The sequence below is a fragment of the Xylanibacter rodentium genome, from assembly GCF_013166575.1.
Classification (GTDB): Bacteria; Bacteroidota; Bacteroidia; order Bacteroidales; family Bacteroidaceae; genus Prevotella; species Prevotella rodentium.
Genome location: NZ_JABKKE010000001.1, coordinates 209,003 through 220,694, shown reverse-complemented (window position 1 = coordinate 220,694; position 11,692 = coordinate 209,003). Strand labels below are relative to the sequence as shown.

Genomic DNA, 11,692 nt, shown 5'->3' with positions numbered 1-11,692 from the left:
CAAAGTATATATGCTTAAATATGTAAATACCGGTGTCGTTTTTCAGGAAATCCCCGATGAGGTCACTCTTTCTATAAATCTGTCGGGATGTCCATGTCACTGTCCGGGATGCCATAGCAGTTATCTATGGGAGGATATCGGCCAACCGTTGACTCCGTCGGCACTTGACAGGCTGATAAGCGACTATGAATCAGACATAACCTGTGTCTGCTTTATGGGAGGTGATGCCGATCCGTTGTATCTAAACGAATTGGCGTGCTATATGCACAGTGCATATTCGGATTTGAAGGTAGCATGGTATAGTGGCAGGGCAAAGGTACCGCGTGGTGTATGTAGAGACAATTTTGATTATATAAAGCTTGGACCATATATCAGGCATTTGGGTAGTCTGAAAAAGCGTACAACCAATCAGAGGTTATATAAGAATTGTGACGGGGGAGGCTTTATTGATATCACATCGCGGTTTTGGGATGTATAACGAACAGGTCTTTTAAATCCGGTTATGCAGAGAATACCGAATACAGAAGCACGGATACACAGAGAAAAACAAGCAACTCTGTGTATCCGTGTTTTTGTATCAGGTATATAAACCGATTGCTATGACCTATTTATATGATTGATTCTTTTTTCTGCCTTTGTTGGAATTTGGTTTACGGTTCTTTTTCTTAATTCCGAACAGGTCTTTAAGATTAACAAAGTCTTTCTTCATTGTAAGGCCTATGCCCTGAGTGTTCAGGCTTGACTTTGTGAAATAACGGTCATTGGTCTTGTTGTATATGTTTATAGACAGATTTCCGTTCGGAAAGAGCAGATAGCGTACGTCAAAGTCGCCTATAAAGCTTGTACTGGCATTCTTCTGATTGTCTCTGTATCCGAATTGGCCGTTGATGAGAAGTCGGTTGTTGAGCAGACGGCCGCTTAGCTGTCCTTCGTATTCGGCATTGTTCCATCCTTCGTCACCGGGAGATATATTGGCCCCGAAGTTCCAGTTGTTATTGTTTATCACGGTGTTGAGCATGGTGTTGAGCTGGCTTGATATGGTACCGGAGAGTAGTCCCTGCATGGCAAGTGATGTCTGGCTGGGCTGATTGTCCATGGCCGACGAGTTGTTGGCTTCCTGCGGGTAGAAGCGGCCTATTCCCAGCAGATACAGAACCTGCTGGTTCATTTCGTCTTCGCTGTTGATGATACTTCTGATCATCTGTTTCTCGTCGCTACCCAAGGTCGGCATGTCGATGTCGAAGTCAACAACGGGTGCCATAGGTTGTCCGCCAATGTTCATAAGGCAGTTTACACGTATTGTATTGCTTTTGAAACTGTTGCCGATATTCAGGTCGGACAGGGATACGCCATTGACAGTATATATAGCCTGTAAGTTGAGGTTTGCATTGTATGGATCTCCTCCAAAGACAATGGTTCCGCCTTTGTTGAAGATGAAGTTCTTTTTGATGATATCCTGTATGGTGATGTCGTAAGTGCCCCGCTCTACCACATATGTTCCGAACATATTGAATGTTCCTTTGTTGTAGTATGATGCTCTCAGTACACCGTTTCCGTTGAGGGTGATATAGTCATTGGTCTTGTTGTCCATGAGTAGTTTTACGGTGACGTCGGGAGTGCAGTTTATCAAGAAGTTGATGTGTGTGTCTGTAAGAATGTTTGGCTGTGCCGCCGTTTTCTTCTCCCGCTGCTTTTCATTTGGATATCCGGATGTAGCGGATGTCACATCGTTCCAGTTGATAAACTCTTGTTTTGATATGGCATCGGGGTTTGACACGTTGTATACGAATGTTGATTTGCTGTTTGGTGTGATGTTTACATTGATGTCCAACTCACCGCTGCGTCCGTGTATACCGACATTACCGGTACCATATACGGTGCCATAGAAGGTTTCGTCACCGAAGCTGTGGAAATCGTAGGCCAACAGATTGTCAGCTTTTACAAAAAGGTCGTATGACAATCTGGTGAGATGTTTGTGGTGTATGCCTCCGGACATTATACCCATGTTGTCGTGTATATCAAATATCGGAATGTCGTGCAGTTCAATCTCGTCAGGAATGAAAGTCACTGTATCGTTGCGGAGATAATATTTGCAGTTGGTGGATTTGATATGGGCGTCACCGTTTATTACAAGTTCTCCGACAAGGTTGATGGCTTTCAGCGGTCCTGTCAGTCTTACTTCGCCATTGGCCTGTCCGTTGATGTCGCTTATGAAACTGCTCGTGAATGATTTCATGAATTCTATGGATGTACCTATGGCCTTTATTCCCAGATCTATATAGCTACGTTTGGGTGATATATAACCGTCGATACATGTCATTACTTCCGGGCCGTCGGTAGAAATGGCGTTTATATTTATCTGTTTCTCTTCATTGTCCCATTTCACATTTGCATTAAGAACGCCCATACGTCCGTTTTCAAATCTGAAGTCATTGACAATGATATTGCCGTGTGCTTTCATATTGCCGAATGGAGCTGATATACAGGCGGTACCTGTGGCACGGCCGCTGAAGTCGACCGAATGGAAGTTTACAAGATCAAGGATATATTCTACATCTATGTCGTGCAAGTCTATTGTAATGGAATCTTCGGAAGTCTTTGATGCTTTACCGTTGATAATGATATGTTGTTTGTCGTTAGTTACGGCGAATCTGTCAATGTCCACATTGTCTTTTGTATATGTGATGGTAGACGGCTCGATGTTCCATGTTGAGTTGTTCAGGTTTATATGTGACGGTTGTATCGTTATGGAAGCATTGGCTGTTTCTTTGCTGTCACCACTGAATCTGGTTTCGGCATTGAAACATCCGCTGATTCTGTTCCCTGTATTGCAATTGTCCCATGAGAAAGATGTGTGCAGAGAGTTGTCGGCTGCATTGCCGGTCAGATTCAGTTTCATATTCTGACCGTTGTCCATTATCTTTATTACTCCAACTTTACTATGCAGGGAATCATTGTTGGATGTCACGGAGATTTTTCCGTTGCGGTATTCTTTGCCGTCATATCTGAAAGAGGGTAGGCTGCAATCTATGAATATGTCCTTTTCCGTTTCATTGACACTGCATGTCAGGTCTATGGCATTGTTTATGTGTAGCGGAATGTTGAATACTTTCTCGATCCATTCGGTGTTTGAGATATTTGCCTCTATGTCAAACCTGTTATGAGTGTTATTGCTTATAGCGGGTAGTCCGGGAATGGTTGGCAGTCTTTTTCTTATTATGTTTATAATACTTTGATATATAGTATTGTAATCAAATCTACCAGAGAGTCTTGCGGTACCAAAGTCACTGTTCATCATCAGATGTCGTTCTCTGTCTGCATCAATGGTTGAACTGATTTCCATTTTGTCTAATATGTATTTTGCTTCTGATGACAGTAAAGAGAAATTGCAGAGTGACACCTCTCCAATGGCATGCTCGATGTCACGGCCCTTGAGGGTTGTACTTATATCGGTATTGAACACTGCGTCTCCCCATTTGTCGGTGAGTCTTGTGGCTGATGGAGAGAAGTTTCTTACTGAGGCTGTAAATCTTATGTCTGACAATTCTTTAGTTTTTTCTGCCGTTCCATCGACATGCATCTTTATTTGCGAGTCGTTGATGTCGAGCCTTCCGGATATACTGTTGTCTTTCAGCAGACTTCTGATTGTTATGTCGCTGTATTGGTATCCATTGAATTCAAATTTTGGAATATTGCCGTTTATGTCCAGTTTGCGATGCCCGTTGTTTTGTAACGATCCTTGTATGGATGCGGATGCTGTGAAAGATCCGAATCTTTCGTTATTTAGTATTTGTCCAAGATTGACGGATTGGGTGACAATACTGCCGGAGATAGATTTGTCTTCAGACAAAGACATGTCCACATCAACGGATCCTGCCTCGGTTTCAAGTTTGCTTTTTGCTTTCAATACGCCATCGTTGGAACTTAAGGTTCCGTGTATATTGATGTTTCCTAACCGTGTGAGTATATCCGGAAAGTTATTGCCTGTGTTCTTCATAATGTGATTGATAGTATTTATCAATTCTGACGAAACACTTATATTCTTTATTGTTACATTACTGTTTGGGATGATTCTGTTCCAGCCGCTTATCCATCCTTTTATATTTATGTCTATATCGTCAGACGGTGAACTTACAATAAACTTGTCCATTTGAAATTTTGAATAAGTGCCATGAAAGTTTGATGACAAGTTCAGAGGGATGGTAAGTCTTTTTAGTGGTGGAAGGATGAAAGCGAAGTCTGACGGATTGATTTTTCCGGATTCGATATTACCATGATATTTCAGCGATGACTTTACCAATGTATTTTCTTTGAATCTGTATGTTGCGTTGATATTGTCAATGCGGATGTCTGTTTCAGGCATTTTCAGTGTGAAGTCATGTAAATTACATTTTCTTCTGTTCCCTTCCATTTTAAGTGACAGTCTGTTTATTTGCAGATTTGATTTGTTTTCTTTAAAAGAAAGTTTTTTGATGATGAAATTCAATGAGTCTTCGTTCAATGCCTTTATGGATATGTGTGCACTTATGTTATTAAGGTCAATGTGATTTATGTTCAGTTTTGAGTTTGTCGGAGCCATATCATAGCGGTCGAATTTCAAACTGCTATGTTGCATTATAAATGTATTGATACGTAAGTCAAACGAAGATTCGTTATTGTTATTATCCTTGGATGACAGAGCATCTATAATAAACTGGAAATTGGGAGCCTCGTTTTCAGTTGTCTGATATAATATGAAGTCTGTTCCGAACATCTGTGCGGAGGATATTGAAATCCTGTTTTCTAGCAATGGTATTAGTTCGATCTTTGCCGAAAGCCTTGCGGATTTTATCATTTCTTTATGCTGCCGGTCGTATATCACTACGTCATCGATTATCAGACGGTTGAAAAAGCCTAAATCAACGCGGCCTACATGTACTTTTGTTCCTAATTTTTCAGATAGAATAGAGGACGTTTGTCTTCCCAGGCAGTCCTTTACTGAGGGTATTTGGATTAGTGAAACAGTCAGAATATATAGCCCGAGAATGGTCCATATAGTCCCCCTGATTATATGTTTTAATATTTTCAATTCTGTTAGATTGAGATTACAATTTGTTACTTTAGAAAATAAACAGGTACAAAATTACATTAAAAACTTGGCATAGTCTTATTTTAATGCTTATTTATTTACTTTAAGTATTCATTTTTAGTTAATTTTGCATGCAGAACCATCTATTTTAAGATTATATATGGCAAATGTAGTTAAACTGAAAAAAGGTTTGGATATTAATCTTGCAGGCGAGGCAGAGAAGAAAAGAATCTGTTTGAAGCCCAATGGTAAGTACATGTTGCAGCTTGACGATTTTGTTGGAGTTACTCCCAAGGTCGTTGTAAAACCGGGTGAGAAGGTAAAGGCCGGCGATGTGTTATTTATCAACAAGGAGTATCCTGAAGTTAAATTTTCCTCCCCTGTAAGCGGAATTGTGACGGAGGTGTTGCGTGGTGAGAGAAGAAAAGTGATTGGTATCGGTATTAATGCTGATGCAGTACAGAATTATGTGGATTTCGAAAGAAAAGACGTAAGGAGTCTTGATGCCGAAGCCGTAATCGCAGCTCTGCTTGAAGCCGGTCTGTTCGGTTATATCAACCAGTTGCCTTATGCAGTGTCTGCCAATCCACGCACACGGCCTAAGGCAATTTTTGTATCGGCATTGAGGGATATGCCTTTGGCCTGTGATTTTGAGTTTGAGCTTGAAGGACAGGAAAACGATTTTCAAGCCGGTCTCACTGCATTGTCCAAGATTGCGAAAACTTATCTCGGTATCGGGCGCCGTCAGTCTTCCGGTGCCTTGATCGGGGCTACTGATGTAGAAGTGACAGTGTTTGACGGTCCATGTCCTGCCGGTAATGTCGGAGTCCATGTCAATCATCTTTGTCCTGTCAACAAGGGGGAGACTGTATGGACCGTGGAGCCGACGGCAGTGATTTTTTTCGGCCGTTTGTTCAACACCGGTTGTGTAGACTTGCGTCGTACGGTAGCCTTTGCTGGAAGCGAGGTTGCGAAGCCTGCATATGTCGATATGCTTGTAGGGCAGGAACTTGCAACATTGTTGAGCAACAGTATAAAGAACGATCATAAGGTAAGGATAATAAACGGCAATGTACTTACCGGCCGTCCGACAACAAAGAACGGCTATCTCGGAGCACATACGTCTGAAATAACCGTAATTCCAGAGGGAGACAATGCTGATGAATTTGCAGGATGGATAATGCCGCGTTTCGGGCAGTTCTCTGTCAATAGAAGTTATTTCTCATGGTTGTTCGGAAAACGTAAGTACGCTCTTGACGCACGTGTTAAGGGAGGTGAGCGCCATATGATTATGAGTGGTGAATACGACCGTGTATTTCCGATGGACATATATCCGGAATATCTCATAAAGGCAATCATATCCGGAGATATCGACAAGATGGAGCAACTTGGCATCTATGAGGTTTCACCGGAAGATTTTGCTCTTGCAGAGTTTGTGGACAGCTCCAAGCTGGAGCTGCAGCGTATTGTTCGCAGCGGACTTGACTTATTACGTAAAGAAAATGCTTAAAACACAGAGATTATGAGTTTATTGAGAAACTATTTGAATAAGATAAGGCCAAACTTTGAAGAGGGGGGCAAACTGAGCGCGTTCCGCAGCATATATGACGGGATGGACACATTCCTGTATGTTCCAAATACCACGTCGAAGTGTGGTGTGAACATTCATGATGCAATAGATTCGAAACGCATCATGAGCATGGTTGTGATAGCACTTGTTCCGGCATTGCTCTTCGGTATGTACAATGTTGGATACCAGAACTATAGCGCGGCCGGTACAATCGCTACTGCAAGTTTTTTTGAAATATTCTTTTTCGGCTTTCTTGCCGTATTGCCGAAGATAGTCGTAAGCTATGTTGTAGGCCTTGGAATAGAGTTTGCCTGGGCCCAATGGAAAAACGAAGAGATACAGGAAGGTTATCTTGTTTCCGGAATACTCATCCCTTTGATAGTTCCGGTAAGTTGTCCTCTGTGGATACTTGCTTTGGCTGTGGCTTTTGCCGTTATCTTCGCCAAGGAAATATTCGGTGGTACGGGGATGAATATCTTCAATGTGGCGCTTGTAGCCCGTGCTTTTCTTTTTTTCTCTTATCCTACCCGAATGAGCGGTGATTCGGTATGGGTGGCCAAAGACAGTATTCTGGGATTTGGAAATACTCTTCCCGATACGTTTACATGTGCTACCCCGCTTGCCGGAATAGCGCAGAATGCGGAGGTCTCTTATTCCATCTGTGACATGGTGCTCGGATTTATTCCCGGGAGTATAGGCGAGACGAGCATTATTGCCATTGCCATAGGGGCATTGATATTGCTTTGGACAGGCATTGCCAGCTACAAGACCATGCTCAGTGTGTTTGTGGGCGGTGGTTTGGCAGCTGCCTTGTTTGCTGTTTCCGGCATGTCGTCCATCCCATGGTATGAGCATCTGATACTCGGAGGTTTCGCCTTTGGAGCTGTCTTTATGGCTACCGACCCTGTCACAAGCGCGCGTACGGAAAAAGGAAAGTGGATATTCGGTTTCATTATCGGAGCTTTGGCCGTGATTATCCGTGTCATGAATCCCGGATATCCGGAAGGAATGATGCTTGCCATTTTGTTTGCCAACATGTTTGCCCCGCTAATCGACTATTGTGTCGTACAGGCCAATATATCGAGAAGAGCAAAGCGTTTAACTCATAAATAAAGAGAGACTATGACAGAAACAAGGAAAAAGAGTTTGGACACCAATTCCAATTCATACATCATTATATACAGTGCCGTGATGGTGGTTATAGTGGCATTTTTGCTTGCCTTCATCTTTCAGGCATTGAAGCCCATGCAAGATGCCAATGTGGCGCTTGACAAGAAGAAACAGATTCTTGCCGCTCTCAACATTCGCGATCTTGATAATGTGGCAGCCGCAGCCCGCTATTCGGAAGTGGTGGTAGCCGACCGTATTATAGCTGCTGACGGCAGTATAATAAGTGAGGGAAGCAACGGAGGTGAAAATGCCGGATTCCGGCTTAACAGTGCAGACTATAAGGCGGGTAAACTGGCATTATATATATGTAAGGTAGACGGTCAGACAAAATACGTAATACCTGTATACGGAATGGGCCTGTGGGGTCCGATATGGGGATATATAGCCGTCAATGACGACAAGAATACCATTTATGGCGCCTACTTCAATCATGACAGTGAGACGGCCGGCCTCGGTGCTGAGATTAAGGACAACAAGTCGTGGCAGGACAAGTTCAAGGGCAAGACGATTTTCGGCGATAAGGATAACTCCGATTACATAGCCATAGCAGTGAAGAAACCTTCTGACATAAAGAATCCGGCTTCAGAAGTGGACGGTGTTACCGGTGCCACACTTACTTCCGACGGTGTGAGTATGATGCTTCAGGAGTGCATGAGTAAGTATAAAGTGTTTTTTTACGAAAAGTAAAGGAGGATTGAAAAAATGAGTAAGTTGTTTTCAAAAGAGAACCGAGAGGTGTTGGAAAATCCGCTGAATCTCGACAATCCTGTTCTTATACAGGTGCTTGGCATATGTTCGGCACTGGCCGTAACGGCACAGCTCAAGCCGGCTATAGTCATGGGACTGGCCGTTACAGTAATCACGGCCTTTGCCAATGTGATCATATCACTTATCCGCAACACTATCCCTACGCGCATCCGTATTGTAGTACAGCTTGTTGTAGTGGCAGCCCTTGTGACTATTGTGAGTCAGATTCTTAAGGCTTTCGCATACGATGTCAGTGTACAGCTGTCGGTATACGTAGGACTTATCATCACCAACTGTATCCTCATGGGACGCCTTGAGGCCTTTGCCATGATGAACAGACCGTGGCCGAGTTTCCTCGACGGTCTTGGCAACGGTCTTGGTTATGCCCTGATTCTGGTTGTTGTCGGTGGCGTGCGCGAATTGTTTGGCCGTGGCAGTCTTCTTGGTTTCCAGTTAATCCCGCAGCAAATATATGATGCAGGATACCTGAACAACGGAATGATGACAATGCCGGCAATGGCACTGATTCTTGTGGGATGTGTTATTTGGATTCACAGGGCTTATTTTTATAAGGAGAAATAATTATGGAACATATAGTAAGTTTGTTTTTCAGGTCCGTTTTCGTGGACAATATGATATTTGCATTCTTCCTTGGAATGTGCTCTTTCCTTGCTGTTTCAAAGAATGTAAAGACTTCGTTCGGTCTTGGATGTGCCGTTACGTTTGTGCTGCTTGTCACGGTGCCGGTCGACTATCTGCTTCTTACCAAGGTGCTTGGCCCCGATTGTCTCGTGGAGGGCGTGGACCTTTCCTATCTGAGTTTCATACTTTTCATTGCTGTCATTGCCGGTATCGTCCAGCTTGTTGAAATGATAGTGGAAAAGTATTCTCCGTCACTTTATGCGTCGCTCGGCATATTCCTGCCTCTGATAGCTGTCAACTGCGCCATCATGGGTGCCTCGTTGTTTATGCAGCAGCGCATTAATCTCGATCCCGCCAACTCACAGTATATAGGCAATGTGGTCGACTCGGTGGTATATGCCATAGGAAGCGGTATCGGCTGGACCCTGGCCATTGTCGCTATGGGTGCCATACGCGAGAAGATGCAGTATAGCGACGTGCCGAAGCCTTTGCAGGGATTGGGCATCACCTTCATCACCGTTGGACTGATGGCCATGGCAATGATGTGTTTTTCAGGACTGAACATTTAGAACAGAAACAGTAAAGTATTATGATAGAATTTATATTAGCGAGCATAGGCGCTTTTCTTGTGACGATTCTGCTGCTGGTCATCATACTGCTCATGGCAAAGAAATATCTGTCGCCAAGCGGTAATGTGACGATAACCATAAACGGAGACAAGACAATATCGGTGGGGCAGGGCAGCAGTCTGATGGCCACCCTTAACGAAAACGGCATATATCTGCCTTCGGCATGCGGCGGCAAGTCGTCGTGCGGCCAGTGCAAGGTGCAGGTGCTTGAAGGAGGCGGTGAGATTCTCGACTCGGAGAAACCACACTTTACCCGCAAGCAAATAAAGGAACATTGGCGCCTCGGATGCCAGTGCAAGGTGAAGGGCGACCTTAAGATTGCCGTGCCGGAGAGCGTGATGGGAGTCAAGGAATACGAGTGTACTGTCATTTCCAACAAGAACGTGGCAACGTTTATCAAGGAGTTCAAGGTGCAGCTGCCCAAGGGAGCCCACATGGATTTTCTGCCCGGTTCTTACGCCCAAATCAAGATTCCTGCATTCTCTATGGACTATGACAAGGACATTGACAAGAGTCTCATCGGTGATGAGTATCTGCCGGCGTGGGAGAAGTTCGGTCTGTTCCCCTTGAAATGTGTCAATCCAACCCCCACAATCCGTGCCTATTCAATGGCCAATTATCCGGCTGAAGGTGATGTGTTTATGCTCACGGTGCGTATTGCCACTCCTCCGTTCAAGGCCGACCGCTCCGGATTCATGGATGTCAACCCGGGTATAGCTTCGAGTTACATCTTCACTCTCAAGCCTGGCGACAAGGTTATCATGAGTGGACCTTATGGAGACTTCCATCCGCATTTCGATTCAAAGCGCGAAATGATATGGGTTGGTGGCGGTGCCGGCATGGCTCCCTTGCGTGCTCAGATTATGCACATGACCAAAACGCTGAATACCACAGACCGTGAGATGCACTATTTCTATGGGGCGCGTGCCCTCAACGAGGTGTTCTATCTTGACGACTTCCTCGGTTTGGAAAAAGATTTTCCCAACTTCCATTTTCATCTGGCTCTTGACCGTCCAGATCCGGCTGCCGATGCGGCAGGAGTGAAGTATACGGCCGGATTTGTACATCAGGTGATGTACGACACTTACCTCAAAGAGCATGAGGCTCCCGAGGATATCGAGTACTACATGTGTGGCCCGGGCCCGATGTCCAACGCTGTTGTCAACATGCTCGACGGTCTGGGAGTAGAGCCGGAAGCCATCATGTACGACAATTTCGGAGGATAGGTTCCAAGGCCGTGTCAAAGTCTCGACGGTGGTGGGCCGCAGGCTTACGGTTTCATCAGACTATAGGGGCATAATCTTGTAGCAGTGCGTGTCAATGGGGTATGGCAGGTAGCGACAACATTGCATACACGGCAAGATTATGTCCTTATGGCTTTTCAGACAAGCTGATCGCCGGCCGTAATGGCAGTGCATGCTGAGGACAGAAAATATTCAGATGCCTTGGACGACAGAGGAAATGTCTTTCTTTTTCTTAAAAAAACACATTTTATTTTTCGCGAAATAGAAAATCGGGAAAGGCTTTCAAGTCTTTCCGATACGCATTTTTGCATGTGTTGAGTGTAGTTTCAAGTATATTATAGTACCATTTTGCCTGATCGGAACATGAAAACGGACACAAATCACTAACGAAATGGCCTATATTGCACTGTGAAACAGCCTGTATTGCCTTCCGATATGGGCCATATTGCAATGCAATATGGCCCAAACGGGAAGATGACAAAGGGGATGTTTTGCCATGATATTGTAACTGTCTGATTATCAGTGCTTCCTGTTCGAGTGGAAAATGGGCTGTTTTCGGCCTGTAATGCGCAAAAGATTGTTTTGTGACGGATGACGAAGCGTTTTGTCTTAATTATTCAGA

At 44.2% G+C, this 11,692-nt stretch carries 8 protein-coding genes; 7 read left to right on the top strand and 1 reads right to left on the bottom strand.

Translation table 11 applies throughout. From position 1 onward, the window contains the following. The first annotated feature begins 10 nt into the window (after nucleotides 1-10). Complete coding sequence (gene nrdG / locus HPS55_RS00885; protein WP_172173665.1) at nucleotides 11-478, top strand: anaerobic ribonucleoside-triphosphate reductase activating protein; 468 nt, start codon at nucleotides 11-13, stop codon at nucleotides 476-478. A gap of 126 nt (nucleotides 479-604) precedes the next feature. On the opposite strand, the gene HPS55_RS00880 is transcribed toward nrdG, so the two are convergent. Beyond that, the gene (locus HPS55_RS00880) at nucleotides 605-4,834 is read right to left on the bottom strand and encodes a translocation/assembly module TamB domain-containing protein (RefSeq protein ID WP_172173662.1); all 4,230 of its coding nucleotides are present in this window, start codon (nucleotides 4,832-4,834) and stop codon (nucleotides 605-607) included. Between the two features lie 394 nt (nucleotides 4,835-5,228). Here HPS55_RS00880 and HPS55_RS00875 point away from each other — a divergent pair, with 394 nt between their 5' ends. From HPS55_RS00875 to nqrF, 6 genes are read left to right on the top strand one after another with little or no spacing between them, the layout of a single operon-like run. Beyond that, nucleotides 5,229-6,578 (top strand): Na(+)-translocating NADH-quinone reductase subunit A, encoded by a 1,350-nt coding sequence (locus HPS55_RS00875; RefSeq protein ID WP_172173659.1) that lies wholly within the window; start codon nucleotides 5,229-5,231, stop codon nucleotides 6,576-6,578. A 12-nt stretch (nucleotides 6,579-6,590) separates the two neighbouring features. Then, nucleotides 6,591-7,751 (top strand): NADH:ubiquinone reductase (Na(+)-transporting) subunit B, encoded by a 1,161-nt coding sequence (locus HPS55_RS00870; RefSeq protein WP_172173656.1) that lies wholly within the window; start codon nucleotides 6,591-6,593, stop codon nucleotides 7,749-7,751. Between the two features lie 9 nt (nucleotides 7,752-7,760). After that, nucleotides 7,761-8,495 (top strand): NADH:ubiquinone reductase (Na(+)-transporting) subunit C, encoded by a 735-nt coding sequence (nqrC, locus tag HPS55_RS00865; protein WP_172173653.1) that lies wholly within the window; start codon nucleotides 7,761-7,763, stop codon nucleotides 8,493-8,495. 15 nt (nucleotides 8,496-8,510) lie between these two features. Next, on the top strand, nucleotides 8,511-9,137 hold the full coding sequence (locus HPS55_RS00860; protein ID WP_172173650.1) for an NADH:ubiquinone reductase (Na(+)-transporting) subunit D: 627 nt from the start codon (nucleotides 8,511-8,513) through the stop codon (nucleotides 9,135-9,137). A 2-nt stretch (nucleotides 9,138-9,139) separates the two neighbouring features. Continuing rightward, the gene (gene nqrE / locus HPS55_RS00855; protein WP_172173647.1) at nucleotides 9,140-9,766 is read left to right on the top strand and encodes an NADH:ubiquinone reductase (Na(+)-transporting) subunit E; all 627 of its coding nucleotides are present in this window, start codon (nucleotides 9,140-9,142) and stop codon (nucleotides 9,764-9,766) included. Between the two features lie 20 nt (nucleotides 9,767-9,786). After that, entirely contained in the window at nucleotides 9,787-11,052 is a 1,266-nt protein-coding gene (nqrF, locus tag HPS55_RS00850) for an NADH:ubiquinone reductase (Na(+)-transporting) subunit F (RefSeq protein ID WP_216653092.1), read from the top strand. Nucleotides 11,053-11,692: the final 640 nt, after the last annotated feature.